Origin of the sequence: Gallaecimonas xiamenensis 3-C-1 (assembly GCF_000299915.1) — a bacterium.
Taxonomy (GTDB): domain Bacteria; phylum Pseudomonadota; class Gammaproteobacteria; order Enterobacterales; family Gallaecimonadaceae; genus Gallaecimonas; species Gallaecimonas xiamenensis.
Window position 1 is genome coordinate 211495 of record NZ_AMRI01000002.1, and the last position, 26591, is coordinate 238085.

Genomic DNA, 26591 nt, shown 5'->3' on the forward strand with positions numbered 1-26591 from the left:
TGCCACTAGACCTTGTCAGGGCAGCCTTGGCAAGGCCAGGGTGCTGGCCAGGCGGCGATATTCGGGCTTGGGCATCACCACCAGCAGCGGCGCCTTGGCCGGGTCAAGCCAGCGGGCCAGGGCGGCCATGGCGTCCGGGGCCATGGCGGTGCAGCCGGAGGTGGTTACCCCTTGGGCCCGCCACTGGTGCAGGAAAATACAGCTGCCGGCATTGGGGCTGTTGGCCGGGTTGTGGTGTACCACTATTGCCCGCTGGTAGCGCATGTCTCCCGGGGTTTTCAAATCCAGCCGCAAGGGCTCGGTGGAACCGGCCACGGCGGCTTTACCCAGGCGATCGGCATTCACCAATTGGTTGTAATAAGGGGAATCGGGCACGTCCATGCAGTAATCGCCAGCGGTGCTGGCCAGGTAGGGCAGGGCGCTGTCGAGCCGGCTGGCATAGCCAAAGGCCGTGCCCAGGCTGAAGATGCCGGCCGGGGTCTTGCCGTCCCCTTCCACTTTCTGGGGGGCTTGGGGCTGGCTGGGATAAAGGCCAAGACCCCAAGCCAGGCCGCTGCGGCCAAGGCTGACTGGGGTACTGAGGGGGCCGGGCAGCCATTGGCCGTCCTGGCGAATAAAGGTTTGCAGCTGGCCTTGGCTTTGCTGCCAGTCAGTGGTGGTGACCAGGACCAGCTGGGTGGCGTCGGCCGGCAGGGTGGCCGCCCCCTTGGCCAGGAAACTGCAGTGGGCCAGGAGCAGGGCAAACAGGACGTGGCGCATGGGGCCTCCTTGGCTGGGCGTGAATACTTTATCGCACAGGAATTGCTTAATTGAATAATTTATTTTCAGTTAGGTTGCTTTTTGATAACAATGGGCCGAGGTCTCACCGATAACAGCGAGAAAGAACCGTGCATTGGTATTCCATAGTGCCGCCCCTGGTGGCCATCGCCTTCGTCTTCTGGAAAAAGGACGTTATCGGCGCCCTGCTGCTGGCCATCCTTTCCTCAGAGGGCCTGCAACTGTTGGCCGCCGGCCAGTTCGGCCTGGGCCAAACCGGTATCAACGGGGTGGACCGGGTGGTGGCGGTGTTCGGCTCGGCCGGCAATGTGCAGCTGTTGATGTTCTCGGTGCTGATCGGCGCCTTTTTGGCGCTGATCCGTGAGTCCGGTGGCGTCTCTGCCACCGTGGACTGGCTGGGGGGCAAGGGCCTGGCCAAGACGGCCCGCCGTTCCCGGCTTATTACCATGCTGACCGGGGTGGCGGTCTTTGTGGAGTCCAACCTGTCGGTGCTCACCGCCGGCATCCTGGCCAGGGGCCTGTTCGACAAGTTCAAGATGAGCCGGGCGCAACTGGCTTATTTGATCGATTCCACCTCGGCCCCGGTCTGTATCCTGATCCTGCTCAACGGCTGGGGGGCTTACATCCTGGCCCTGCTGAGCGACTACCCCCTGGAAGGGGGAGCGGTGCAGGTGCTTTGGGGCACTGTGCCCCTGAATTTCTATGCCCTGGTGACCCTGGCTATCGCCTTCTATGTGGCCTTTACCGGCAAGGTGTTTGGCCCCATGAAGGAAAGTGAGCGGCAATTGGACCAGGGCCTGGCCGGCATGCACAGCGTGGCCCCCACCAAGGTGCGCTACATGGTGCTGCCCCTGGTGACCCTGGTAGGGGGCATGGCGGCCTTTATGCTGTGGAGCGGCGAGGGCGACATCACCCAGGGCAACGGTTCTCTGTCCATGCTCTATGCCACCCTGTGCGGCATACTGGTGGCCTACCTGCTGTTGGTGTGGAACAAGGATTTCAGCCACAAGCGGCTGATGGACTTGTGCTTTAGCGGCATGGGGGAACTGCTGCCCCTGGTGACCATAGTGCTGCTGTCCATTGCCCTTGGGGCCAGCCTCAAGGCCTTGGGAACCGGTGCCTATATCGCCGGCCTGGTCGGGTCTTTCCTGCCCCTGGTGTTGGTGGCCCCTGTACTGTTCCTGGCCGGGGCGGCCATGTCCTTTACCACAGGCACCAGTTGGGGCACCTTCGCCATCCTTATCCCCCTTGGCATGCCCCTGGTGCAAAGCCTGGGCCTGCCCCCGGAACTGGTGCTGGCGGCCATCCTTGGCGGCGGCATCTTCGGCGACCACTGCTCGCCGATTTCCGATACCACGGCGGTGTCCAGCATTGCCTCCGGCTGCGACCTGCTTGAACACGTCCGCACTCAGCTGCCCTACGCCCTGGTGGCCGGGGGGATCAGCCTGGTGCTTTATTTCCTGGCAGGCTTGGTAATGATATGAAAAAACTTTGGTTGCTCGTGGGCGTGCTGGCGTTGCCGGCCAAGGCCATGGATAGCGAGTCTCTGGATGCTTTGGCACGCCAGGCCCAACAACGTTTTGCCATTCCCGGCCTGGCAGTGGGGGTGGTTCAGGGAGATTTTCGCTACCAGGGCAGTTTCGGCGAGGCCCAGCCTGGCCATAAGGTGGACGGCCAGACTTTGTTCAAGCTAGCGTCCACCACCAAGGCCTTTACCACCACCACCTTGGCGCTGCTGGTAGAGCAGGGCAAATTGGCCTGGGACGACCCGGTGGTGCGCTACCTGCCCGACTTCGCCATGTACGACCCCTGGGTCACAAAGCAGTTGCAGGTCAAGGATCTGTTGGTGCACAACTCCGGCTTGGGGCTGGGCCAGGGGGATCTGATGCTCTGGCCTGAGCCCAACAGTTTCAGCCGTGCCGAGGTGGTCCATAACCTGCGCCACCTCAAACCGGCCAGCTCCTTTCGCAGCAGTTACGCCTACGACAACCTGCTGTACGTGGTGGCCGGTGAGTTGATCGCCAAGGTCACCGGTCAGCCTTGGGAATACGCGGTACAGCAACGACTGCTAAAGCCCCTTGGCATGGACCAGTGCTTTACCGGCCCCGTACCGCCGGCCAACAAGGCGCAGCTGGCCTGGCCCCACCTGGGCATCGAGCGCTTGCCCAAGGCGGACGCCGCCGACCACAGCCTGATCTCGGCCGCCGCCGGGGGGATCCGCTGTTCCCTGGGGGCCATGATGAAATGGCTCGACTTCCATCTGGCCGCCCAAGCGGGCAAGAGTCCCTTGTTGGGCCGAGGGCAGCATAACTTCCTGTGGACGCCGCAAACCCTGATGACAGTGGGGGAGTGGGACAGGCAGTGGGACAACAGCCATTTTGCCGCCTACGGCCTGGGCTGGCGGATGAAGGACATGGACGGTTTGTTGCTGGTGCACCACACCGGCACCTTGGCCGGCATGCGTGCCGCCGTGGCTTTCCTGCCGGAGAAACAGCTGGGGGTGGTGGTGTTGATGAATGCCGACAGCTCAGACGGCCGCGACGCCCTGGTCAGGGCCATCCTGAAATCGGCCCTGGGTGGGGACGGCAAGGCCTGGCTTGCCCGTTACCCGGCGGTGACCAAGACCAAGGCACGCGCCAAGGTCGACGTCGATCCTGGTCAACCCCTGGCCCCGGCCCAGCTCAAGGCGCAGCTGGGCACCTGGCAGGACCCCTGGTTCGGCAAGGTGCAGCTTAAGGCCGAGGGCGACAAGGTGCTGTGGCAGTCGGAGCGCTCCGAGCGCCTGAGCGGTGTGCTTTACCCGGCCCAAGAGGGTTACTACCTGCTGCGCTGGCAAGACCGCACCCTGGAGGCGGATGCCAGCCTCTGGTTTGAAGACGGTCATATGAAGTTGGCCCCGGCCAGCCCTGAGGTGGATTTCAGCTTCGACTTTGGGGACCTGGATCTTCAGCGCGAGCCTTGAGCCCCCCAGCCAGCTGCGAAGGGACAGTCAGCCATAAAAAAACGCGCCCCAAGGCGCGTTTTTTATTGACCGACCTTAGAACTGGATGCCGGCGCTCAGCTGGATATAGCGGGGTTCCTGGGTTCCGGTGGTGGCCAGGAAGTTGGGGTTGGGGGTGGAGACGCCGTTTACCACTATCTCACCCACATCGGTGTCCTGCTGGCTGTCCAGCAGGTTGAACACCGACAGCCCCACATAGTAGTCGGCCCCTTGCCACTGGTTGTCGTAACGCAGGCTCAAGTCCAGCTTGGGCAGCCAGGAGGTGGTGCCGTACATGCCTTTTTTCAGGTAGATAAACTCCCGGTCGGCATTGGAATCGGCGTCACAGTTGGCCACGCAGAGGTAGTTGAGGTCGTAACGGGTGTTCTCGTTATAGGGGTTGCCGTGGCCCCGGGCGTTGATGGGGCGGCCCGACACCAGGCTGAAGGTGCTGCCCAGGGTCCAATGCTCGGCAAAGGCCCAGGCGCCACGGGCCTTGAAGGCGTGGCGGCGGTCGTTGGGCAGGTTGCCCCAGCCGCTGTTGATGTAAACCACGTTGTCCCCGGCCTCGGTCCAGCCGGGAATGTCGTTGCCGGTGTCGGAGTTGACCCCCCCTTCATAGTTGCCGTAGCTGTGGGACCAGGTGTAGGAGAAGTTGGCGGACCAGACGCTGTCCCACTGGCGGTCCAGGGTCAGTTCCAGGGCGTAGTACTTGCGCTCCACTTCCTGGGCGCCGATGGGGTTGCCGTCCAGGTCGTAGTCCTGGGCCTGGCCCAGGTCGATATCGATCTGGCGGGTGCTGCCGTCATCGCACTGGCGGTCCAGGGTCAGGGTCTTGCCGGGGTTGCCGAACACCCAGCCGGAGATGTTGCCGCAGCCGGCTACATCCACGTTGATCTTCATGTCTTCGATGGCGTTGTTGAAGTGGCGGTAGATACCCCTTACCCCGCCTTTCCAGTTGTCGCTGAGCATCTGTTCGAAACCGAGGATCAGCTCGTCCTGGTAGATGGGGTCCAGATCCTTGTCCACCACCTGGTTGATGTCGTCACGGCCGGACCCGGCGGCGCCGAAGGTCACGGTGTCACCCAGTTGGCTGCCCAGCACCGGGGTGATGTTGGTCAGGCCGCCTGAGGTGCTGTTGCTGTCGAGGCCGGCCAGTTCGAAGTAGCGAATTTCATCCAGGGTGCCACCCCCTTCCCGCGCCGCCAGACCGTTGGCGATGGGGAAATAGTAGCGGCCCAGGTTGGCGTAGAACTTGGACTCGCCGTCACCGAACAGGTCCCAGGACAGGCCGAAGCGGGGCGCCAGCATGTCGTCCACCTTGAGGAAGGACTGGCCGTCGGCGGCCTTGGTGTCGAACTCGTCCCAGCGCAGCCCCAGGCTCAGGGTCAGGTTGTCGGTGACCGACCAGATGTCTTCCAGGTAGTAGGCTGAGGTGTCGGTGTCGAAGCTGCCCAGGGTGGAGCGGGTGCGGGCGTAGACGTAGCTGTCGCCCTGGACCACGGCGCCGTTGATGGTGTCGCCGGGGTTGATGGCTTCCAGCTCGTAGTAGGTCTGGTCCGGGCCCGGGGTGCGGCGGTTCATCTCGGTGGTGCGGGTTTCGTTGTCCAGGCCAAAGCGCAGCAGGTGGTCGCCAAGGGCGTATTCGAAGTCCAGGCGCAGGGCTTCGCGGGAGTTGGTGCGGCTGTCGGTGAGGCTGACCGAGGTACAGCCGATGTCGCTGCCTGAGCCGTCACGGTAATCACGGACCCTGGCGCATTCCATGGAGGTGGTGGAATCGCTGGCATAGCGGCTCTTGGTCTTGCCCCAGAGCACCTTGGCGGTGAGGTCGTCGGTGAGGTAGCCGGTGTAGGTCAGGGCCCAGTTCTTGCCGCCGTGCTTGGTGTAGTTGGTTTCCAGGTATTGGCCGTTGACGCTGCGGTCGGTGACTTCTTCGCGGTCGTCGGAGAAGGCCAGCAGCGACAGGCTGTGGTCGTCACTGATCTGCCAATCCAGCTTGCCGCCCCAAAAGGCCGAGTCGTCGTTGCCGTCGTTGATGGCGCTGCCGTCGCTGTTGCCGCTTTGGCGGTCGATGTTGCGGGGTTCATAGAGGGCGAAGAAGAACAGCTTGTCCTGGATGATGGCGCCGGAGGCGGTGATATCGGCGCTCCAACTGCCGTATTGGTCGTCGTCGCCGTTGATAAGGCGAGTGCCTTCGCGGTTATAGGTGTTGTTGACGTCGGCGCGCAGGTCTTCGGGTTCCCAGAAGGTCTCGGCCCCGAAGTGGAAGTCATTGGTACCGGATTTGACCACGGCGTTGATAACGCCCCCCGTGGTGCGGCCAAACTCCACCGAGTAACCGCCGGTTTTCACCTGGAACTGGTCGTAGAAGGCGAAGGGCACGGTGGAAAAGTCCACCCCGGTTTCCACGTCGGTGATGTTAAGGCCGTTGATGAAGACGGCGTTTTCACCCACCGAAGACCCCCCGAAGGAGATACCGCCAAAACGGCTGCCCTCCACTGTGCCCGGCGCCAGCAGCGCCACCGACTCGGCGTTGCGGGCCATGGGCAGGCGGGCCAATTCGGCGGCACTGATATTGAGGGCTGTTTCGCTGGTACTGGTGTCGATACTGCGGATGGAAGAGCCGGTCACCTCGATGTGTTCCAGATCTTCCCCCAGCACCAGGCTGACCACAGTGGCGTTACCTACCGTCACTTCCACGTCGCTCAGCTGTACGTCCTGCAGGCCGTCCTTGTGGGCGCTGATGCGGTAACGGCCTACCGGCAGGTAGGGAAAGCGGAAGTTGCCGTCGGCGTCGGCGGCCAGGGTGCGGCTGAAGCCGGTGGCGGGGTTTTCCACCCTCAGGGTCACGCCATTGGTGCTGCCCCGGTCGGCCAGGGAGACAGTGCCGCGAATGGCGCCGTCGTTGTTGGCGGCCAAGGCGGTGTTAAGGCCCATGCTGAGGCTGGCGGTGATCGCCAGGGCCAGCAGGGAAGGGCGCAAGTGGCGCTTATTCATCGGGTGATCCCTCTCGCTGTTATTGCCGTTTTTTTCATCGCTCCCGCATAAACTATCAGCTATGACGGTTCTGTAAATAATTTATTATTATTTTGTGATTTCGGTGGAATAATATTCTGGGCCGTGGCATAGATGGCCCTGAGGCGATACAAAGAAGTGACGAGTCGCTGGGAGAAATGAGGATGGCAAAACCCTGGATGGCCGGTATCCTGGCTCTGGTGTTACTGGGCCAGGCCCAGGCAGAGCCGGTATGGCAAAGCGACGTGGTGGCGGTGCAGCCCCAACAGCTGGAGGCCGCCCATTGGCTGGCCAAGCTCAAGGACCCCGACGCCCTGGTGATGGATGCCGGCGCCATAGCCCGCTTCAACCAGGGGTTGTTCGACAAGTTGCCCGAGATGGTGGCCCTGGACCAATACCCACGGCACTTAGAAGGCACCTCGGTCCGGGCCAAGATTGAAGCCCTGGGCCTGGAGGCCGAGCGCTACCGGCGCGACGGCAGCGCCCTGGACCAGGCCGCCTGGGACAACTACCGCCGCAACCTCAACCTCGACGCCCTTCAAGGGCCGCAACAGGTGCGCTTTGCCCTGGCGGTGCGGCGCAGCCTGATGCGCACTTTTCCCACCCATGACCGGGTGTTCAAGGCCGACCTGGACACCGATCTGGACCGCTTCCAGGAAACCGGCGTCTTCCCCGGCCAGGCCCTGGCGGTGCTGGCCGACAGCGCCGACGGCAACTGGGTCTTTGCCCAGTCCTATCAATATGCCGCCTGGCTACCCAAGGCCGATATCGCCTTTGGCAGCCGGGAACAGGTGTTGGCCTATGGCCGCTCGCCGTCCTTCCTGGTAACCACCGGCGCCAAGGTGCGCACCGTCTTCAACCCCGAAGAACCCAGGGTGTCGGAGCTGCAATTGGATATGGGCCTGCGCCTGCCGCTGCTGCCGGCGGCCAGGGTCGGCAACAACCTCTACGGCCAGAATCCCTACACCGGCTATGTGGTGCGACTGCCGGTACGCAACGACGACGGCAGCCTGGCCTTCAGGCCGGCCCTTATCCCCCGCAGCCAGGACGTGCACCTGGGCTACCTGCCTTTTACCCGCGCCAACCTGATCCGCCAGGCCTTCAAGTTCCTGGGAGAGCGCTACGGTTGGGGCCATGACTACAACGGCCGCGACTGCACCGGCTTTGTGGGGGAGGTATACCGCAGCTTCGGCATCCTGATGCCCCGCAACTCCGGCCAGCAGGGCAAGGGTGATTACGGGGTCAACCACCCCTTTAGCAAGGCCACCCCCAGCGCCGACAAAGAGCAGGTGCTGGCCAAGGGCCAGCCCGGGGACCTTATCTACCTGCCGGGACACGTGATGATGCTGCTGGGTTTTGAAGGCAAGGAGCCCTATGTCATCCACGATGTCACCGGGCTGCGCTACCGGCGCGGCGGCCAGCTTTACCAGGGGGTGCTCAACGGCGTTTCCATCACCCCCCTCAAACCGCTGATGCTGGGGGCCGAACGCAGCTACCTGGACGGCGTTTACAACATCAAGGCCATTAACTGAGAGGCACCATGAAGATCACCGATATCAAGCTGGGTATGTTGCGGGTGCCACTCAAAACCCCTTTCAAGACGGCGTTGCGCACCGTCAACCAGGTGGAGGACGTGGTGGTGGTCATCGAAACCGACACCGGCCACAAGGGCTACGGCGAGGCGCCGCCCACCGCCGTCATCACCGGCGACACCCACGGCTCCATCATCGAAGCCATCCGCACCCTGATCCGCCCCAAGCTCATTGGCATGAAGGTGGAGAATCTCAACGACATCCTGGCCACCATCAGCCAGTCGGCGGTGCGCAACTCCAGTGCCAAGGCGGCGGTGGAGATCGCCGTCTACGACCTGTTCGCCCAGTTCTACGACGCCCCCCTCTACAAGATCCTTGGCGGCGGCGAGCCGACCCTGAGCACCGACATCACCATCAGCGTCGACTACATCGACAAGATGGTAGCGGACTCGGTGGTGGCGGTGGAGCGGGGCTTTGAAAGCCTGAAGATCAAGGTGGGCAAGGACATCGGCGTCGATATCGAACGGGTCAAGGCCATCTACGGCGCCGTGGAGGGCAGGGCGCTGCTGCGCCTGGACGCCAACCAGGGCTGGACCCCTAAGGAAGCGGTTTATGCTATTCGCACCCTGGAAGACGCCGGCATCAAGCTGGAACTGGTGGAGCAGCCGGTCAAGGCGGCGGACCTGGCCGGCATGAAGTACGTGACCGAACGGGTCTACACCCCGGTGATGGCCGACGAAAGCGGCTTTGGTCCAAGGGAAGTCATAGAGCTTATCCAGATGCGGGCCGCCGACATCATCAACATCAAGCTGATGAAAACCGGCGGTATCGCCAACGCCATGAAGATCGCCGACATCTGCGGCGTCTACGACATGCAGTGCATGATCGGCTGCATGCTCGAAACCAGCATCAGCGTGTCGGCGGCGGCGCACCTGGCGGTGGCCAAGGCCAATATCATCACCAAGGTGGACCTGGACGGCCCCAGCCTCTGCCAGTTCAACCCGGTCAAAGGGGCCATCGAGTTCGACGACAGCGAGATCCGCATCAGCGACGCCCCCGGCCTGGGCATCACCCAAATAGATGGCCTGGAGATGTTGCCTTGAAGGGCCTGACGGCCCTGATGTTGACCCTGGCGGCCAGCCAGGCCCTGGCCCATGGCTTGAACCTGCCCCCCAGGGAGCGATTGGCGCGGATCAACAAAGAATTTCCCTACAGCGAGGCCCTGGTCAAGGACCAACTGGCCCGGCTGCTGCCGGATCTCAAGGAAGGGGAATTTGAGCGCCTCAAGGCCCAGGGCCTGTTGGAGTCCATGCAGCTGGAAGGCCAGAGCCGCTATTTTGTGCGGGCGGTGGACAACCTCTTTTATATCGCCCCCCAATACCGGCAGCGGCGCCAGCCCTATTCGGCCAAGTACGGCACCCTGGCGCCTCTGTACCAGCCCCATCCGCACCTGGCCCGGCTGATGGCCGGCCAAAGCGACCCCAAGCGTTTTGAAATAACCCATCGCATCAAGGTGGACGCCGATGTGGTGCCAGCCGGCGAAAGCCTGAAATTCTGGATCCCCTATCCCCGGCTTATCCCCGGCCAGCAGGACAGCATCGAACTGCTGGAAGCCAGCCCCGGCGCCACAGTGGGGGAGGAAGGGGATCTGCAGCGCAGTCTCTATGTCACAGCCCAGGCCCAGGCCGGCAAGGCCACCGAAGTGTTCGTGCGCTACCGTTACCGCCACCTGGGCCGCTACCAGAAGGTGGACCCGGCCAAGGTCACCGCCACCCCGGCCGACCCAGCCCTGGCGCCTTACTTGGCGCCAAGGGTGCCCCATGTGCAGTTCACCCCTGAACTCACCGCCCTTAGCCAGCGGCTGCTGGCCGGCGAGACCAACCCCTATCGCCAGGCCCAGCGGCTCTTTGCCGCCGTGGCCGCCATTCCCTGGGCCGGGGCCAGGGATTACTCCACCATCGCCAATATCAGCCAGTACGCGGCCAGCGCCGGCCATGCCGACTGCGGCCAGAAGACGCTGCTGCTGATCACCCTGCTGCGCCTGGCCGGGATCCCGGCCCGCTGGCAGTCGGGCTGGGAGTTTTCCGACGCCAGCTTCGACACCATGCACGACTGGGGGCAGCTGTACCTGGCCCCCTACGGCTGGCTGCCCTTTGATGCCACCCATGGCCTGCTGGGCGAAGAAGGCGACCCTCAGCACGGCTTCTACCTGGGGGGGCTGGACAGTTACCGGCTGGTGTTCAACGACGACTACAGCCAGCCCCTGGTACCGGCCCGCCAATGGCCCCGCTCCGACACCGTCGATGCCCAGCGCGGCGAGGTGGAATGGCGCGGCGGCAACCTCTACTACGACCAATGGCAATACCAGTTGGATTGGCAGGAAATAAAAACGCCATGACATTGTCATAAAACCCTTCAGCACAAGACAGCCGGGGGCTACGGCTGTCGCGGCTTTGCCGCCACGAAAACGTTTCACATCAGGGAAACATTAGTGTCACCAATCTCGCGCACAATCCGCCGCGCATCGGCTCTCCCTCTTTTGACCGATGTCCCTTCTTTCAGGATTAAAGAACGCGAGGATTGGCATGAAAAAGATTCCACAAGTGATGTCCACGCTGGGCTGTGCCGTCGCCACCGCCCTGGTGGCCATGGCCGCCGATGCGGCCGTGCTGCCCGATACCCAGACCCAGAGCAGCTGGTACCAGGACGGTGCCACCGCCCTGGCCGCCAAGGTCGCCCAAGCCCGTAACACCGGCGCTGCCAAGAACATCATTTTCTTCGTTGGTGACGGCATGGGGGTTTCCACCCTGACCGCCGCCCGTATCTACCAGGGCCAGCAGGCCGGCCAGACCGGTGAAGAAAACCGTCTGAGCTTCGAGACCTTCCCCTACAGCGCCCTGTCCAAGACCTATTCGGTCAACCAGCAGACCCCGGACTCGGCCCCGACCATGACCGCCATGATCACCGGCGTTAAGACCGAAGACGGCATGCTGTCGGTGTCTGCCGATTCCATTCGCGGCAACTGCCTGTCCAGCAAGGGCAACGAGCTGAAAACCGCCCTGGAACTGGCCGAAGATCTGGGTAAATCCACCGGTATCATCAGCACCGCCCGCATCACCCACGCCACCCCGGCCGCCACCTACGCCCACAGCCCCGAGCGTGACTGGGAAGCGGACGGCAACCTGAGCGCCGAAGCCGTGGCCAACGGCTGCCACGATATCGCCTACCAACTGGTGAACGACGCCCCGGGTGACGGCCTGGAAGTGGCCCTGGGCGGCGGGCGCAGCTATTTCCTGCCCAATACCGTCACCGACGGTGAAGGGGCCAAGGGCAAGCGCAAGGACGGCAACGACCTTACCGCCAAGTGGACCGAGAACTTCACCAATGCCGCCTATGTGTGGAACCAGGAGCAGTTCGACGCCATCGACGTGGCGGGCACCGACCACCTGCTGGGCCTATTCGAACCGTCCCACATGCAGTACGAGGCGGACCGCAGCGACGACAGCGCCGGCGAGCCTTCCCTGGCCGAGATGACCAGCAAGGCCATCGATCTGTTGGCCAAGAACGACAAGGGTTACTTCCTGATGGTGGAAGGGGGCCGTATCGACCACGCCCACCACGCCGGCAATGCCGCCCGTGCCCTGGAAGACACAGTTGCCCTGTCTGACGCCGTGCAGGCTGCCCTTGGCAAGGTCAACCTGGAAGACACCCTGATCATCGTCTCCGCCGACCACAGCCACACCTTTACCATCGCCGGCTACCCGGCCCGGGGTAACCCCATCCTCGGCCTGGTGCACGAGCCCAATGACGAAGCCATAGACACCGACGCTGCCACTGCCGCCGACGGTCTGCCCTACACCACCCTGGGTTACGCCAACGGCCCCGGCGCCAAGAATGGCGCCCGTGTGGACCTGGCTGGCGTCGACACCACAGACGTCGACTTCATGCAGCAGGCCCAGGTGCCCATGGGCAGCGAGACCCACGCCGCCGAAGATGTGGCCATCTACGCCACCGGCCCCGGTGCCTACCTGTTCCAGGGTTCTGTCGAACAGAACGTCATCTTCCACGTCATGAACCAGGCCGGTGCCCTGGGTGGCAGCAAGTACTGATTAAGGGATTGAAATCATGGAAATGAAAAAACTCGCTCTGGTGATGGCCACCATCGCCGCCCTGGGTCTGGCCGGCTGCGGTGACGACGGCGACAACGGCGCTGCCGGTACCCCCGGCGCCGACGGTTCCAATGGCAACAACGGTACCGACGGCCGCGACTTTACCGCCGTCAACCAATGGTACCTGGCCGGTCAATCCACCGTGGCCAAGGCTTCCGAGTCCAGCATCAGCGACCCGGCCGGCAAGGCCAAGAACGTGATCCTGTTCGTCGGTGACGGCATGGGGGTTTCCACTCTCACCGCCGCCCGCATCTTCGAAGGCCAGCAGCAGGGTAAAAGCGGCGAGGAAAACCGCTTGAGCTTCGAAACCTTCCCCTACTCGGGCCTGGTCAAGACCTACTCTTCCAACCAGCAGACCCCGGACTCGGCCCCCACCATGAGCGCCATCGTCACCGGTGCCAAGACCAAGGACGGCATGCTGTCCATCACCGACGACGCAGTGCGCGGCAACTGCGCCTCCGGCCAGGGCCACGAAATGGTCAGCGCCCTGGCGCTGGCGGAAATGGCCGGCATGAGCACCGGTATCATCTCTACCGCCCGCCTGACCCATGCCACCCCGGCTGCCACTTACGCCCACAGCGTCGAGCGTAACTGGGAAGCCGACAGCAATATGCCTGCCGCCGCCATCAGCGCCGGTTGCACCGACATCGCCTCCCAGCTGATCGACTTCCCCTACGGCGACGGTATCGAAGTGGCCCTGGGCGGCGGCCGTACCTACTTCATGCCCAATACCGAAACCGACCCCGAGTACGGCAGCAACGGCCGCCGTAGCGACGGTCGGGACTTGACCACCGAGTGGACCACCAAGCACCCGGACAGCAGCTATGTGTGGAACCGCGACCAGTTCATGAATGTGGACTTGGCCAGCACTAAGCACCTGCTGGGCCTCTTTGAAAACTCCCACATGCAGTACGAGGCTGACCGCAGCGACGACAGCGCCGGTGAGCCTTCCCTGGCGCAGATGACCAGCCGCGCCCTGGACATGCTCAAGCAGAACGACAAGGGCTACTTCCTGATGGTGGAAGGGGGCCGTATCGACCACGCCCACCATGCCGGTAATGCCGCCCGCGCCCTGGAAGACACCGTTGCTCTGTCTGAAGCGGTGCGGGTTGCCATGGAAAAGGCCGGTCCCGACACCCTGATCCTGGTCACCGCCGACCACAGCCACGTGTTCACCATTGCCGGCTACCCGGTACGGGGTAACCCGATCCTGGGCCTGGTGCGCAGTGTCGATGAAAACGGTGAGGCGGCCAAAACCCTGAGTGTGGATGCCAACGGCATGCCCTATACCACCCTGGGTTATGCCAATGGCCCCGGCTTCGGTTTCGGTAACGATGCGGTCAACATGGCCAGCTACCGCCCCGACCTGAACCTTTATGACGTCACCGATGTGGATTACCGCCAGGAAGCCACAGTGCCTCTGGGCAGCGAAACCCACGCCGGTGAAGACGTGGCCGTGTACGCCATGGGCCCCGGTGCCCAACTGGTTACCGGCTCGGTGGAGCAGAACCTGCTGTTCCACGTCATGAACTATGCCGCCGACCTGGAAGGTCGCGCCGAGGCCAACCAGCCCTGATAAAAGGGCACCAGAACAGGACGGCAGGGCTGAGCCCGCCGTCCTTTTTTGCCAAGAGGAGTTTGCATCATGCTACGCAAGGCACTGATCACATTGGCGCTGCTGGCAGGCAGTGCCCAGGCAGCCACCGACCTTTGCCCGGCCCAGCTGCCGGCAGGAGCCTGGGGCCTGGACTACCAGCTCAGCGGCAGCCAGGACCACCAGGCCAAGGTGGAGCTGCTGCGCAGCGGCGCCCAGAGCGCCCTGTACAGCCCGGAGCGGCAATTGGCGGAGTGGTGGCACTTTGACGACCCGAAAAGGCCCCGTTTCAGCCGGGTTTTTGCCGAGCAGCAGCGCCGTATCGACTACTACATGGGGGATCTGCGGGCCTTGCGGGTCAAGGTGTCCCAGGCCGAGGTAGAGAGCTTTGCCACCGCCCATTTGCTGGACCAGCTCAGCCCGGTCGAAGGCAGCGATTGTGCCCAGGCCCAGCGCTATCAGGGGGAGATCAAAGGGGTGCGTTACGATTTGTTGTGGAGCCCGGTACTCAAGGCGCCCCTGGCACTCAGTACCCAGCTTGGTGAGCAGAAACGGCATTGGCAGGCCAGAGCCCTGTTGGACGACAAGGCGGTCAAAGCCCGCTTCGCCCGGTGGCAGGGTTTTATGGAAACCGACTATGCCGACATCGGCGACATGGAGAGCGATCCTTTCCTGGCCAAGATGATCAACCAGGGCTTTATCGAACACAGCGAGCATGCCGTCTACAACGCCCAGGGCCAGCCCATGGGGGGTGGCCACCAGCATTAAAAAAGGCGCCTCGCGGCGCCCTTTTTATCAGTAGCGGTATTCCGCTTCCAGGTAGTAATAGCCCCCGTTGAAGCCGAAGGGCGAGTTGGTCAGGGGGTAGACGAAGATGCCGTTGAAGTTGTTGTCTTCCGGGCGTTTCTCCGGGTAGTTGTCGAACAGGTTCTGGGCACCCAGGGTCAGCGCCAGGTTGTCGGTGGCGAAATACTTGACCGCCAGGTCAGCCACCCATTGGTGGTCGTATTTCACCGGGCCACTGCTGTAGCCGATGCTGTAGGTGCCGAAGTAGTTCACCCGGGCCGTGGTCTGGAAGTCACCCAGCTTGTGGGTCAGGCCGAAGCTGCCGGTATGGCGGGGGTTGGCATCGGTCATGCGGGTGCGTTCTATGTCGTCAAAGAGGCGGCTTTCCAGGCCACCCAGGATGGACGGCAAGTGCACGTCTTCGATGTCGCTCTTGTTGTAGCCCCAGGCCATGTTGCCTTTGAGGAAGCCATAGTGGCCCAGATCCCAATCCTGGGTGACCACCAGGTCTATGCCCCGGGTCTTGGTGTCCACGGCGTTGATGAAGAAACGGGCCGATTCGGCGCCGGTGGCGGCGATCAGGTCACGTACGTTCTGGGGCAGGGTGGCGTCCTTGCTGTTTAGGGAGGAGGACAGCACGATGCGGTCGTCCACCTTGATCTGGTAGGCATCCAGGGTGACGGAGAGGCCGTTGTCGCCGGTATAGACCAGGCCCAGGCTGTAGGACTGGGATTCTTCCGCCTGCAATTTGCCCACGCCCAGGGCCTGGGTCAGGGGGGCCAGGTTGTTGAAGGTGCCGGACTCTGTGGGCACCAGGTCGCCAGTGTTGGGATCCGGGTTGAACAGGGTGGAGATATTGGTGAAATAGAGCTGCTGCACGCTGGGTGCGCGGAAGCCGGTATTGGCGGTGGCCCTGACCGCCAGGCTGTCGGTCAGCTCGTAGCGGGCGGCCAGCTTCCAGCTGTTGTTGGTGCCGAAGTCGGAATAGTCCTCGTGGCGCAGGGCGGCGGCCCAGTAGAAGTCGTCAGTCAGTTGGTTTTCCAACTCCAGGTAGAGGCCCAGGTTGTGACGGTCTTCTTTGATGGCGGACTCAGGGGTAAAGCCCATAAAGCCCTGGCTGCCGCTGCCAAAGTAGGAGTCTGGCTCGCCGGCCTCCACCTGATATTCGTTCTTGCGCCAGGCGGCGCCCAGGGCCAGCACCAGGTCGGAGTCGTTGAAGAACGGCAGGTAACGGGAGCCGTCCAGGTTGAGGTTGGTCTCGGTGGTGGACAGGGCACCGGCATAGAAGCTGGTGGGGCTGTCGGCACCCAGGCTGGTGTTGAGGCTGTCTTTGAGCTTGTACTTGAAGCGGTTCTTGCCATAACCCACGGAGCTGTCGAACTGCCATTCACCCAGGCTGAACTCGTAGCCAAGGTAGAGGGATTGGTCGCGGATCTCCGGGGCTATCTTGGGCAGGTAGCCGTCCGGGTAGACCTCGGTGAGGTTGCGGCTGTCCAGGGCGCGGCGGTAGAAGGCGCCGGACTCGGTCTCGCGGTTGGAGATGCCGCCGAAGGCGTACAGCTTGCCGTCTTCCCCCAGGGGCTTGGCGGCGTTGATGAAGAGGCCCAGGTTGTCGTACTCGGCGTCACCCACATGGTGGCTCTTACGGTCGAAACTGGCCTCACGGGGATCGGGTGAACCGTCCGGCAGTGTGGGGTACTGCTGGCGCGGGTCGGCACCGGCCCTGTTGGTTTTGTTCTTATGGTGGGCCTCGAAGGACAGGTTGACGAAACCGTCGTCCAGGAAGGTCAGACCCTGGTTCCAGCCCAGGCGCCATTGTTCGCCGTCACCCTGGTAGGTCTGACCGCCCTGGGCGTTGAGGCTGCCGCCTTCATCGGCGTCCTTGAGCACGATGTTGATGACGCCGGCGATGGCGTCGGAGCCGTACTGGGCCGAGGCGCCGTCACGGAGGATCTCGATGCGCTTGATGGCGGTGACCGGAATGGCATTGAGGTCGGCGTTGGAGGACCCTTTACCAACGGTGCCGGACAGGTGAACCAGGGCAGAGCCGTGGCGGCGCTTGCCATTGACCAGCACCAGGGTGTGGTCCGGGCTCATGCCACGCAGGGTGGCGGGGCGCACTGCGTCGGAACCGTCGGTTACCGAGGAGAAGGGGAAGTTGTAGCTGGGGGCGGCAAACTGCAGGGCCCTGGCCGTTTCGGTCATGCCGGTGGCAGCCAGCTCTTCACCTGTGATGATGTCCACGGGCGCGACGCTGTCGGTGGCGGTGCGCAGGGCGATGCGCGATCCTACTACTTCGATGGTTTCGGTGTCGTCGGCGGCCCAGAGCGGGGCTGCCACAGCACTGGAAAGGGCCAGTGTCAAAAGGGAATAGCGCATCTTGTACCTCCTGGAATATCGCTGCGTTACATTTTGCGAGGAAAGTTCCGTTAACTCACCAGCCAAAAAACCATAGCCCATGCCGGAAGGTTATAAGGGGAGGAACAAAAAAGGCGCCTCCTGGGCGCCTTTTTTCAGACTTTCTTGGCGGACATCTTGTCCAAAAAGCCCATGCCGAAGGCCGAGACCACGAAGGTCAGGTGGATAAGGCAGTACCACATCAGCTTTTCGTTGTTGGTGGTGTCGGCATTCATAAACACCTTGAGCAGGTGGATAGAGGAAATGGCGACGATGGAGGCCGACACCTTGGTCTTGAGGCCGCCAGAGTCCATTTTGCCCAGCCAACCCAGTTTTTCGTTGCCGTCTTCCAGGTCGATGCGGGACACGAAGTTCTCATAACCCGACAGCATCACCATGACGATAAGGCCGCCCACCAGGGCCACGTCAATCAGGGTCAGTATGGCCAGGATCAGGTCGGTTTCCGCCATGCTGACCACCAGCGGCGCCAAGTGGATCACTTCCTGGAAGAACTTGATCAGCAATGCCAGCAACACCAGGCTCAGGCCCAGGTAGATGGGGGCCAGCAGCCAGCGGGCGGAGTACATGAGGGATTCGATAAAACGTTCCATGGGCTTTCCGTATTGAGCTAACACCGGGCCGCCAAGGCGGCCTCTAAGCAGGATTCCTGGTCCGGCGGGGCTGGCCCGCCGGCCTCAAGGTTACTGTATTTTCCGTATTTTGGCTGGCTTTTAAAGGGCTCAGAACAGGCGGTTCAGGCCGTTCAGGGCCGCCACCCGGTAGGCCTCGGCCATGGTCGGGTAGTTGAAGGTGGTATTGACGAAATAGTCGATACAGTTGCCTTCGCCTTTTTGTTCCATGATCGCCTGGCCTATGTGGATGATCTCCGAGGCCCGCTCGCCGAAACAGTGGATACCCAAAATGGCCTTGGTGTCCCTGTGGAAGAGGATTTTCAAACAGCCCACGGGGGAGCCGGCTATCTGCGCCCGGGCCAGGTGCTGGAACTGGGCCCGGCCCACTTCGTAAGGCACCTTGGCGGCGGTGAGCTCTTCCTCGGTTTTGCCCACCGAGCTTATCTCCGGGATGGTGTAGATGCCGGTGGGGATGTCGGGCACCAGGTTGCCCAGATCCTGGTCTGCGTCCAGGATGCCGGTGGCGGCCAGGCGGCCCTGGTCATAGGCGGCGGAGGCCAGGGACGGGTAACCGATGACGTCCCCCACGGCGATGATATGGGGCAGGCTGGTTTGGTAGCGGTCGTTGACCTCCAGTTGGCCACGGCTGTTGGCCTTGAGGCCCAGGGCCTTGAGGTTAAGCCGGTCGGTGTTACCGGTGCGGCCGTTGGCAAACAGCAGGCAGTCGGCTTTGAGACGCTTGCCGGATTTAAAGTGCATCACTACGCCGTCGTCTGTGCCTTCCACCCGTTCGTATTCCTCGTTGTGGCGAATAACGGTGCCGGAGTTGCGCAGGTGGTAGGACAGGGCGTCGGAGATCTCTGCGTCCAAGAAGGACAGCAGCCGGTCGCGGGTGTTGATCAGATCCACCTTTACCGACAGGCCCCGGAAGATAGACGCATACTCGCTGCCGATCACCCCGGCGCCGTAGATGATCACCGAGCGGGGTTCGTGCTTGAGGCTGAGGATGGTGTCGGAGTCGTAGATGCGCGGGTGGTTGAAGTCGATGTCCTGGGGCCGGTAGGGGCGCGAGCCGGTGGCGATGACGATATGGGCCGCCGTGACCAGTTCTTCCGAACCGTCCGGCTGGCGGATGGCCAGGCTGTGCTCGTCAGCAAAGCGGGCCTCGCCTCTCAGCACTGCCACGTCGTTACGGCCGTAGAAACCGCCCCGCAGTTTGACCTGCTTGTTGATCACCGAAGAGGCGTGGCCGAGGATGTGCTTGAAGGTCAGGCGGTGGGCCGGCTGCACGTCGGCAAAGAGCGGGCTTTGGTTGTATTCCACCAGGCGCGACACCGAGTGGCGCAGGGCCTTGGAGGGAATGGTGCCCCAATGGGTGCAGCCGCCCCCCACTTCATGGTGGCGTTCGATGACCGCCACTTTCTGGCCGTGCTTGGCCAACTGCATGGCGGCCCCTTCGCCGCCTGGCCCTGTGCCGATGATCAGGGTGTCGTACTGATATTGCGCCACTGCTACCTCCTGGTTTGTGGGCCCTATTGTTGCGCAGTATCAGGCCAGAGGAAATGCCGAAGGCGTTGGCCCGCCGCCGTTCGATGACGTAGGCCTTCAGGAAAATCCCAACTCCGCCTTTGGTCTTGTCAAGTCGGTACAGGCGGTCAGACTCTTATTGGCCGGTAGACTGGTTGCCGGGCTTAGCAGGGAGGATTGGCATGGAGGAGGCAAGGAGGTCACTGCCCCCATTTCGGCTTCGGACGCGGTGTTGCTAGACGGCGAGGGCCGGCCGCTCTGCCTTGTGCCTGGCCAGGTGTTGGAAAAGCGCTTCGTGCTCGACTATGGCCATGGCAGGCCCTTTCAGCCACTGGCTTGCGGCTTTAGACCCGACCGCAAAGCTTACCAACGCAAGTACCTGGCAGTGCGACCGGCCTAAAGGTCTGCGCAGGCCTTGCTGAAGAACTCGATCAGCCAATGCAGGCCGGGGTCGCCCTCACTGCGCTCGTGCCAGATCAGCCGCTGCTGCAAAGGCGGCAGGCTGATGGGCAGGGTCAGGGGCAGCTCGCGCAGGGCTATGGGGTAGCGCTCTGCCACCTTGGCGGCGTAGGCGGCCGGTAATATGGTGAGCATGTCCGACCAAAGTACTGCCTGCAACGCCGCTTGCAGGCTGGAAACCTGCATCATCAACTGGCGGCGGTGACCGAGGCGGGCCAGCTCCGCATCCAGCAACCAGTCCCCGTCCCATTCGCAGTGGATATGCACTTGGGGCCAGTTCAGGAAGGCATCCAGATCCCAGGGGGCGGCCAGCCTGGGGTTGTTGGCAGCGGCCACGCAGAGGTAGTGGTCCGTCATCAAGGTGCGGCTGTGAAAGCCACGGGGCAGGGGCGGTATGGGTTCGTCCTGGGCGGTAATGGCCAGCTCCTGGCGGCCGCTGACCAGGCCGTCCAGACCCACCTCCTGGGCGGGAAAGCACTCCAACCTGATACCCGGTGCCAGTTGGCGCAGCCTCGGCAGCCACAAAGGCAGGAACAGGGTGTAGGCGCCGTCTATGACACTCAGCCTGAAGGTGCGGTCGGAATGGGCCGGGTCGAAACCCTCCGGCTGCAGCAGCCTGTCCAGCCTGGGCAGCAGGTCGGCCAATTGCAGCTTGAGCGCTTCGGCCCTGGGGCTGGCCTTCATGCCTTGGCCCTGGCGCACCAGCAAGGGGTCATCGAATAGCTGGCGCAACCGGGTCAGGGTTTTGGACATGGCCGACTGGGTCAGGTGCAGGCTGTCGGCGGCCTTGGACACGGAACCGCTGTCCAACAGCACCTTTAGGCTGACCAGCAGATTGAGGTCGGTTTTGGCCAGGCGGCTGAGATCCATAGTTATGCCTCAAGGGAATGTTCTACCTGAAATCATATCATTGGTGTTCATGTTGAGCTGCCGCTAGAGTGGCGCCCTCGCAGTTGGAGGTAGAGATGGCCTGGCTTAAGTGGTTGCTGTTGTGTTTGGTGTTGTTCAGTCCCTTGGGGATCGATATCTATTTGCCGGCTATCCCGGATATCGCCAGCGGCCTTGGCAGCAGTGAAAGCCTGGTGCAGAGCACCGTCAGCCTCTTCTTACTGATGATGGGGTTGGGCCAGTTGTTGGCTGGTCCCCTGGCTGATCGCTTCGGCCGCCGCCCGGTGGCCATGGCTGGCATCCTGATTTACCTGGCGGGAGCCCTGCTGGCGGTGGTGGCGGACAGCGGTGCGCTGTTCGTGGCGTCTCGTTTGATCCAGGGAATAGCGGTCTGTGCCACCTCGGTGGTGGCGTTCAGCGCGGTGCGCGACAAGCTGGACGGAGAAGAAAGTGCCCAGGCCTACTCCTTCCTCAACGGTGCCCTGAATATAGTGCCGGCTCTGGCTCCCCTGCTTGGGGGCATACTGGCGGAGCACTATGGCTGGCAGGCCCCCTTCTGGTTCCTGGCCTGTTACTCCGTACTGATGCTGGCGGTAGTGTGGCGCTACCTGCCGGAAACCCGTCCCCAGGGTACCCGTCAAAGCAGTGGCATTCCCTTCGACCGTTACTGGGCCATAGTGCGCAATCCCCGCTTCCTGGCCTTTGCCATGGTCAACGGCACCGGCATGGGCATGGTGCTGACCTATGTATCCCTAGCGCCCACTGTGCTGATGAACCAGAACGGCCTCAGCCCTCTGGGTTTTTCCCTGGTGTTTGGGGCCAATGCCCTTTGGATCATGACTGCCAGCTTCATGGCCAATTGGGTCATACGCCGCTTCGGCCAACGGGTCTGCCTGGGAGTGTCCCTGGTCTGGCACTTGCTGGCGGCCCTGGCGCTGGCCCTGGCTTTCAGTCATTTTGGCTCAGACCCCTGGGGGTACATGATACCTGTGGCCCTGGGCTGCGCCGGCTTTGCGGCTAGCCTGGGCCCGGCCACCGGCCTTGCCCTGTCGCCCTTTGGTGACGAGGCGGGGGTAGCGTCGTCCCTGGTGCTCTTTATCCAGATGGCCCTGGCGTCGGTGATTGGCTTGGCAGCGGTGGCCCTGCCCTTGGCCCCTCAATGGGCCCTGTGCGTCACCATGGTGTTGGCGGCCCTGGTAGTGGTAAGGGCGTTGCGGATGGCCCGTCACCTGGCCCCTTGAGCCAGGGTATAAAAAAGGCGCCCCTGAGGGCGCCTTTTTTGTTTAAGCCATTTGTAAGCGCAGCTTCTGCCAGTGGGCCTGGAGCTGGCCGAGCTTGTCGCCCAGTTCTTCCAGTTGCTTGCGCAGTTCCAGGGCTTCCACCGATTGTTTGAGCTTGGCCTTTTTCATCTGCAGCCAGCGCTTGCGCAGCTGGAAGTAGCGTTGGGCGGTGGCCAGGGTCTCTTCGTAGTGGCGGTGCAGCTCGGCAAAACACAGCCCTTTGGCCTGGGCCTTTTCGGTGGCCTCTTCCAATTGACGGGTCAGCCGAGCCTTGACGATCATCTCTTCCGGAGTCTTGCGAAGGCCCTTGGCCAGGCCCAGCTTGCTGGCGCCCTTGATCAGCCACTTGGTGGGGTCGTAGTCGAACCAGCGGATACCGTTGCGATAGTCGTTTTCGAAGGTGTGGTGGAAGTTATGGTAACCCTCGCCGAAGGTCAGCAGGGCCAGAAAGCCGTTGTCTTTGGCGCTGTGCTTGCTGCTAAAGGTATTGCGGCCCCAGATATGTGCCAGGGAGTTGATGAAAAAGGTGGTGTGGTGGGTCAGGAACAACCGCACAAAGCCCACCATCAGCAGGGCGCCGAACACGTCACCCAAGGCCAGGCCCAGCAGTATGGGAAGGCCCAGGTTCAGGCTCCACACCATGGCCCAGTAATGGCGGTGCTGGAATTCCACAATGGGATCTTTTTGCAGGTCGCGGACATTGCTGTAGTCCTGATAGCGGCTGGCCTGATACTCGCGCAGCATCCAACCCATATGGGAATACCAGAAACCGCGGCCGGCGGAGTAGGGGTCTACGTCGTCGTTATCCACATGGCGGTGGTGCACCCTGTGGTCGGAAGACCAGTGCAATACCGAGTTTTGAATGGCCAGGGCGCCGCCCAAGGCGAAAAACCAGCGCAGAGCCGGGTGGGCCTGGTAGGTCTTGTGTGACCAAAGGCGATGATAGCCGGCTGTGATGGACAGATTGCAGTAGCAAAACAGCACTACCAGGGCAACCCAGTGCCAGGCGGCAAAGCCGTGGAAGTAGCCCCACAGCGGTGCGGCCACCAGGGCCATCAGAGTTGAGACAACGAAGAAGGTCACGTTGGCCCAGATGATCGGGGGCTTTTTCATCGCTTTTACCAATTTAAGCTTACAACTGTGCGCTAATTTATGTGGCTGCCGGTTGACTGTCAATGGAGGCAAGCCGGAATCTTGATCCGGGTTCAGCTTTGGGTCGCTGGTCCGGCCTTGTGATACCGCCGGTAAATGGCGCTAGAATAGGCCTCTTTTGCACAGGGAGCTTGGTATGGGGCCACGCGCTCAACAGAAATTCAAAACCCGGCGCGCCATCATCGACGCAGCGCTTAGCCAGCTCTGCGCCGAGACCAGCTTTTCCAACCTTTCCCTACGGGAGGTCACCCGGGAAGCGGGCATAGCCCCAACCTCTTTCTATCGCCATTTCAAAGATATGGATGAGTTGGGCTTGACCCTGGTGGACGAAGCCGGCCTGACCCTGCGCCAGTTGATGCGCCAGGCCCGGGCCCGCATTGCCGGTTCCAGTGGCGGCTCGGTTATTCGTACTTCGGTGGACACCTTTATGGAGTTCATCAACGACAACGGTAACGTCTTTCGGCTGCTGCTACGGGAGCGCTCCGGCACCTCGGCGGCGTTCCGGGCGGCGGTCAGTCGTGAGATCCAGCACTTTATTGCCGAGTTGGGTGACTACCTGCAAAAAGAAATGGGTTTTGCCGAGGATGAAGCCCGGGTCCAGGCCGACGCCATGGTAACCCTGGTGTTCTCGGCCGGGGCCGAAGCCCTGGACCTGTCCCGCAGCGCCCGCAAGGGTCTGGCCGAGAAGGTGATGATGCAATTGCGCATGGTGGCTAAAGGGGCGGCCAGCCTGAAAGCCAACCCATGAAAAAGCGGCCCTTGGGCCGCTTTTTTATTTCTTCACCAACCAGACACCGGATTCCATATGGTGGCTATAGGGGAACTGGTCGAATAGCGCCAGCTTCTCCACCCTGTGGGTCTGGGTCAGGGTCTCAAGGTTTTTGGCCAGGGTTTCTGGGTTACAGGAGATATAAAGAATGTACTGGTAGCCCGCCACCAGCTGTTCGGTGGCCGGGTCCAGGCCGGCCCTGGGCGGGTCCACCACTATGGTGCGACAATGGAAGGCCTTGAGGTCGACCCCTTTGAGGCGGCGGAACTCACGCTTGCCTTCCATGGCCTCGGTGAACTCCTCGGCGGCCAGGCGGGCTACGGTGACATTGCTGATGCCGTTGGCGCGCATGTTGTATTGTGCCGAGGCAACCGAACTGGTGGCGATCTCGGTGGCCAGCACCTTGTCGAACTGAGTGGACAGGGGCAGGGTGAAGTTGCCGTTACCGCAGTAAAGCTCCAGCAGGTCGCCGCCGATATCGGCGGTGCAATCCAGGGCCCAGGTCAGCATCTTCTCGTTGATGCCGGCATTGGGCTGGGTGAAGCTGTTTTCCACTTGCTGAAAGGTCCAGCTGCGGCCTTTGACCTGGAGCTTTTCCACCACGAAGTCCCGATCCAGCACCTTCTTTTGCTTCTTGGCGCGGCCGATAAGGTCGATGCGGCCATAGTGCTGCAGTTTGTCGCGCAGCTGGCGCGCTTCCACTTCCCATTCATCGGTCAGTGGCTTGTGGTAAAGCAGACTCACCACCGCTTCGCCGCTTTGGCTGGTCAGGAACTCCACCTGGAACAGCTTCTTACGCAGCAGGGTATTGGGTTTGAGCAGGTCGATAACGACCGGCATCAAGGTGTTGATCAGGGCGCTGCCCATGGGGTAGCTGTCCACCCGGATGCGCTCGCGGGACTCCTGGTCGAACATGATATAGAAGAGGTCGTCCCCCTGGTGCCAGACCCTGAACTCGGCCCGCATCCGGTAGTGGCTGGGGTTGGAGCTAAACACCTCCGGCGTCGGTGCACCGAAAGGGGCCATCAAGGCGCCAAGGCGCTGGACCTTCTCGGCCAGTTGAGCGTCGTAGTGGTCTGGGTAAACCGCACCCGGTGTCTGCATGCTTGCCTCCTCTGTAGGGAGGCAAATGATAGGCAAGGCGCACTCAATGTCCAGTGCTGATAGACTGGGCGCCATGTAACTAAAGGCAGGTCACAGTCGAGAGCATGAGTCAGCTGCTGTTTTTTGATTCCGGGGTCGGTGGTCTGTCGGTATGGCAGGAAGTTCACCATAGCTTGCCCCAATGGCAGGCTATTTATGCCATGGACGATGCTGCCTTTCCCTACGGGGAGCTGACCGAGTCGGTGTTGGTAGCCAGGGTCTTGGCTGTCTTTGAAGAGATAGCAGCGCGCCACCCCATTGCCTTGGCGGTGGTGGCCTGCAATACCGCATCCACCTTGGTGTTGCCGGAACTTCGGGCCCGCTTCGACTTCCCCATCGTTGGCGTGGTGCCGGCCATCAAGCCGGCCGCCCTGCAGACCCGCAGCGGCAAGATTGGCCTTCTGGCGACTCCAGGTACCGTTAACCGTCCTTATACTCGGCAGCTTGAAGCGGACTTTGCCAAGGACAAAACAGTACTGCGCCTGGGGTCGAGCGAATTGGTGATAATGGCCGAAGCCAAGCTCAGGGGCGAGCCGGTGGATATGGCCAGGCTCGAAGGGGTATTGGCACCTTGGCTTAATGGCCATGGGCCCGATACGGTGATCCTTGGTTGCACCCACTTTCCTTTATTAAAGGAAGAGCTGGCCCAGGTGCTGGGCAACGGGGTGATATTGGTGGATTCGGGGCAAGCCATAGCGCGCCGGGTCGCCAGCTTATTGCCACAAGCTACAGGCAATAAAAAAGGTGGCCTGAGCCACCTTTATCATACGGCAGAAGATCCCAAGGGCCTGGCGCTACTGCGCCGCTGGCTGCAACCCGGGGCTGTGCCCGAGTTTCTACCTCTTCACTCTTCTTCTTGATCCTTGCGATCCTTAGCTTCCCGAACCTTGATGGTGCGATCCTGGAACTGGGCATCGTTCAGACCCCGGATCGCTTTCTCGGCATCGGCCTGAAGCATTTCCACGAAGCCGAAGCCCCGGCGCCGCCCGGTTTGGCGGTCCTTCATCAGCCTGACCGACAACACCCGTCCGTAACGTTCAAAGGCTTGTTGTACGGCCTGTTCATTGGCGCGATAGGGCAGGTTGCCCACATAAAGGGTAACTGTGGCTATTTCGGCAGTGGTCGTGGCTTGGCTCTTGGGCCTGTTCAGCAGCCAGACCAGAACGCCGCCCAACAGGACGCCGATGCTAAATAACAAGGCCGGAGCCTGGGGGAAATCAACAGGGATAAAAGACAGTAAGACGTATCCCAGTATCGCAAGAACGATAAGCGCGATAGTAGAAGGCATGATTTTGCTCATTGGTATGTATGTAAAAGACCAGAGTTGATAAATCTAAAACGCGTGCATGTTAACTTTATTTACAACAATGCGCAAAGATGAACCCCCTTGTCGATCTTTTCAGCGATCGCGCTGGCTGGCTCAAAAAGATCTTGAGATCAAAAATCGCCTCCCTATAATGCCGTCTCGTTGCCAAGGGAAAGCGCGGCAAG

The 26591-nt window shown here is 62.0% G+C and carries 20 protein-coding genes; 11 read left to right on the forward strand and 9 right to left on the reverse strand.

Going from position 1 to position 26591, the window contains the following annotated elements:
• Positions 1–15: 15 nt before the first annotated feature.
• Positions 16–759 carry a L,D-transpeptidase family protein gene (locus tag B3C1_RS02210; RefSeq protein ID WP_008482601.1) on the reverse strand — a complete coding sequence of 248 codons (744 nt, stop codon included), beginning with the start codon at positions 757–759 and terminating at the stop codon, positions 16–18.
• 128 nt (positions 760–887) lie between these two features.
• On the opposite strand from B3C1_RS02210, the gene B3C1_RS02215 reads away from it, so the two are divergent.
• Both B3C1_RS02215 and B3C1_RS02220 read left to right on the forward strand, forming a co-directional pair.
• On the forward strand, positions 888–2261 hold the full coding sequence (locus tag B3C1_RS02215) for a Na+/H+ antiporter NhaC family protein (protein WP_008482602.1): 1374 nt from the start codon (positions 888–890) through the stop codon (positions 2259–2261).
• On the forward strand, positions 2258–3739 hold the full coding sequence (locus tag B3C1_RS02220) for a serine hydrolase (protein ID WP_008482603.1): 1482 nt from the start codon (positions 2258–2260) through the stop codon (positions 3737–3739). The genes B3C1_RS02215 and B3C1_RS02220 overlap by 4 nt, the downstream gene beginning before the upstream one ends.
• A 75-nt stretch (positions 3740–3814) precedes the next feature.
• Here the strand turns inward: B3C1_RS02220 and B3C1_RS02225 are convergent, their stop codons facing one another.
• Positions 3815–6754 (reverse strand): TonB-dependent receptor, encoded by a 2940-nt coding sequence (locus B3C1_RS02225; RefSeq protein ID WP_008482605.1) that lies wholly within the window; start codon positions 6752–6754, stop codon positions 3815–3817.
• Between the two features lie 182 nt (positions 6755–6936).
• Between B3C1_RS02225 and B3C1_RS02230 the strand changes: the two genes are divergently transcribed.
• The 6 genes from B3C1_RS02230 to B3C1_RS02255 all read left to right on the forward strand — a co-directional run bounded on the left by B3C1_RS02230 (position 6937) and on the right by B3C1_RS02255 (position 14835).
• Positions 6937–8304: an SH3 domain-containing protein gene (locus B3C1_RS02230; protein ID WP_237750940.1), complete on the forward strand. Its 1368-nt coding sequence runs from the start codon at positions 6937–6939 to the stop codon at positions 8302–8304.
• An 8-nt stretch (positions 8305–8312) separates the two neighbouring features.
• Positions 8313–9407, forward strand: a complete 1095-nt coding sequence (locus B3C1_RS02235) for a dipeptide epimerase (RefSeq protein WP_008482607.1) — start codon at positions 8313–8315, stop codon at positions 9405–9407.
• On the forward strand, positions 9404–10702 hold the full coding sequence (locus tag B3C1_RS02240; protein WP_008482608.1) for a transglutaminase-like domain-containing protein: 1299 nt from the start codon (positions 9404–9406) through the stop codon (positions 10700–10702). Before B3C1_RS02235 ends, B3C1_RS02240 begins: the two co-directional genes overlap by 4 nt.
• 187 nt (positions 10703–10889) lie before the next feature.
• A complete protein-coding gene (locus B3C1_RS02245) occupies positions 10890–12413 on the forward strand; it encodes an alkaline phosphatase (RefSeq protein WP_008482609.1) in 1524 nt (507 codons plus the stop codon).
• 22 nt (positions 12414–12435) lie between these two features.
• Positions 12436–14049, forward strand: coding sequence for an alkaline phosphatase family protein (locus B3C1_RS02250; protein WP_008482611.1), 1614 nt, complete (start codon positions 12436–12438; stop codon positions 14047–14049).
• 69 nt (positions 14050–14118) lie between these two features.
• On the forward strand, positions 14119–14835 hold the full coding sequence (locus B3C1_RS02255) for a hypothetical protein (RefSeq protein ID WP_008482612.1): 717 nt from the start codon (positions 14119–14121) through the stop codon (positions 14833–14835).
• A 27-nt stretch (positions 14836–14862) separates the two neighbouring features.
• Here B3C1_RS02255 and B3C1_RS02260 read toward each other — a convergent pair whose 3' ends face one another.
• From B3C1_RS02260 to B3C1_RS02275, 4 genes are all read right to left on the reverse strand, one after another.
• Positions 14863–17232 carry a TonB-dependent receptor plug domain-containing protein gene (locus B3C1_RS02260; protein ID WP_008482613.1) on the reverse strand — a complete coding sequence of 790 codons (2370 nt, stop codon included), beginning with the start codon at positions 17230–17232 and terminating at the stop codon, positions 14863–14865.
• Between the two features lie 134 nt (positions 17233–17366).
• Positions 17367–17861, reverse strand: coding sequence for a TIGR00645 family protein (locus tag B3C1_RS02265; protein WP_008482614.1), 495 nt, complete (start codon positions 17859–17861; stop codon positions 17367–17369).
• A 129-nt stretch (positions 17862–17990) separates the two neighbouring features.
• Positions 17991–19391 carry a Si-specific NAD(P)(+) transhydrogenase gene (gene sthA, locus B3C1_RS02270; protein ID WP_008482615.1) on the reverse strand — a complete coding sequence of 467 codons (1401 nt, stop codon included), beginning with the start codon at positions 19389–19391 and terminating at the stop codon, positions 17991–17993.
• A gap of 414 nt (positions 19392–19805) precedes the next feature.
• The gene (locus B3C1_RS02275) at positions 19806–20738 is read right to left on the reverse strand and encodes a LysR family transcriptional regulator (RefSeq protein WP_008482617.1); all 933 of its coding nucleotides are present in this window, start codon (positions 20736–20738) and stop codon (positions 19806–19808) included.
• Between the two features lie 95 nt (positions 20739–20833).
• Between B3C1_RS02275 and B3C1_RS02280 the strand changes: the two genes are divergently transcribed.
• Entirely contained in the window at positions 20834–21997 is a 1164-nt protein-coding gene (locus B3C1_RS02280; protein ID WP_008482619.1) for a multidrug effflux MFS transporter, read from the forward strand.
• Positions 21998–22039: 42 nt separating this feature from the next.
• Here B3C1_RS02280 and B3C1_RS02285 read toward each other — a convergent pair whose 3' ends face one another.
• Positions 22040–23149, reverse strand: a complete 1110-nt coding sequence (locus B3C1_RS02285) for a fatty acid desaturase (RefSeq protein WP_008482621.1) — start codon at positions 23147–23149, stop codon at positions 22040–22042.
• 175 nt (positions 23150–23324) lie between these two features.
• On the opposite strand from B3C1_RS02285, the gene fabR reads away from it, so the two are divergent.
• The gene (gene fabR / locus B3C1_RS02290; protein ID WP_008482623.1) at positions 23325–23936 is read left to right on the forward strand and encodes an HTH-type transcriptional repressor FabR; all 612 of its coding nucleotides are present in this window, start codon (positions 23325–23327) and stop codon (positions 23934–23936) included.
• A 24-nt stretch (positions 23937–23960) separates the two neighbouring features.
• Here the strand turns inward: fabR and trmA are convergent, their stop codons facing one another.
• On the reverse strand, positions 23961–25061 hold the full coding sequence (gene trmA, locus B3C1_RS02295; RefSeq protein ID WP_008482624.1) for a tRNA (uridine(54)-C5)-methyltransferase TrmA: 1101 nt from the start codon (positions 25059–25061) through the stop codon (positions 23961–23963).
• Between the two features lie 104 nt (positions 25062–25165).
• Between trmA and murI the strand changes: the two genes are divergently transcribed.
• Positions 25166–25960, forward strand: a complete 795-nt coding sequence (gene murI / locus B3C1_RS02300) for a glutamate racemase (protein ID WP_008482625.1) — start codon at positions 25166–25168, stop codon at positions 25958–25960.
• Here murI and B3C1_RS02305 read toward each other — a convergent pair.
• Positions 25945–26388 carry an RNA recognition motif domain-containing protein gene (locus B3C1_RS02305; RefSeq protein ID WP_008482626.1) on the reverse strand — a complete coding sequence of 148 codons (444 nt, stop codon included), beginning with the start codon at positions 26386–26388 and terminating at the stop codon, positions 25945–25947. The genes murI and B3C1_RS02305 overlap by 16 nt on opposite strands.
• Between the last annotated feature and the right edge of the window lie 203 nt (positions 26389–26591).

Coding starts and splice junctions, on each gene's coding strand:
- B3C1_RS02210 (WP_008482601.1), bottom strand. CDS start 759: ATGCGCCACGTCCTGTTTGCCCTGCTCCTGGCCCACTGCAGTTTCCTG.
- B3C1_RS02220 (WP_008482603.1), top strand. CDS start 2,258: ATGAAAAAACTTTGGTTGCTCGTGGGCGTGCTGGCGTTGCCGGCCAAG.
- B3C1_RS02225 (WP_008482605.1), bottom strand. CDS start 6,754: ATGAATAAGCGCCACTTGCGCCCTTCCCTGCTGGCCCTGGCGATCACC.
- B3C1_RS02230 (WP_237750940.1), top strand. CDS start 6,937: ATGGCAAAACCCTGGATGGCCGGTATCCTGGCTCTGGTGTTACTGGGC.
- B3C1_RS02235 (WP_008482607.1), top strand. CDS start 8,313: ATGAAGATCACCGATATCAAGCTGGGTATGTTGCGGGTGCCACTCAAA.
- B3C1_RS02245 (WP_008482609.1), top strand. CDS start 10,890: ATGAAAAAGATTCCACAAGTGATGTCCACGCTGGGCTGTGCCGTCGCC.
- B3C1_RS02250 (WP_008482611.1), top strand. CDS start 12,436: ATGAAAAAACTCGCTCTGGTGATGGCCACCATCGCCGCCCTGGGTCTG.
- B3C1_RS02255 (WP_008482612.1), top strand. CDS start 14,119: ATGCTACGCAAGGCACTGATCACATTGGCGCTGCTGGCAGGCAGTGCC.
- B3C1_RS02260 (WP_008482613.1), bottom strand. CDS start 17,232: ATGCGCTATTCCCTTTTGACACTGGCCCTTTCCAGTGCTGTGGCAGCC.
- B3C1_RS02265 (WP_008482614.1), bottom strand. CDS start 17,861: ATGGAACGTTTTATCGAATCCCTCATGTACTCCGCCCGCTGGCTGCTG.
- B3C1_RS02275 (WP_008482617.1), bottom strand. CDS start 20,738: ATGGATCTCAGCCGCCTGGCCAAAACCGACCTCAATCTGCTGGTCAGC.
- B3C1_RS02280 (WP_008482619.1), top strand. CDS start 20,834: ATGGCCTGGCTTAAGTGGTTGCTGTTGTGTTTGGTGTTGTTCAGTCCC.
- B3C1_RS02285 (WP_008482621.1), bottom strand. CDS start 23,149: ATGAAAAAGCCCCCGATCATCTGGGCCAACGTGACCTTCTTCGTTGTC.
- fabR (WP_008482623.1), top strand. CDS start 23,325: ATGGGGCCACGCGCTCAACAGAAATTCAAAACCCGGCGCGCCATCATC.
- trmA (WP_008482624.1), bottom strand. CDS start 25,061: ATGCAGACACCGGGTGCGGTTTACCCAGACCACTACGACGCTCAACTG.
- murI (WP_008482625.1), top strand. CDS start 25,166: ATGAGTCAGCTGCTGTTTTTTGATTCCGGGGTCGGTGGTCTGTCGGTA.
- B3C1_RS02305 (WP_008482626.1), bottom strand. CDS start 26,388: ATGCCTTCTACTATCGCGCTTATCGTTCTTGCGATACTGGGATACGTC.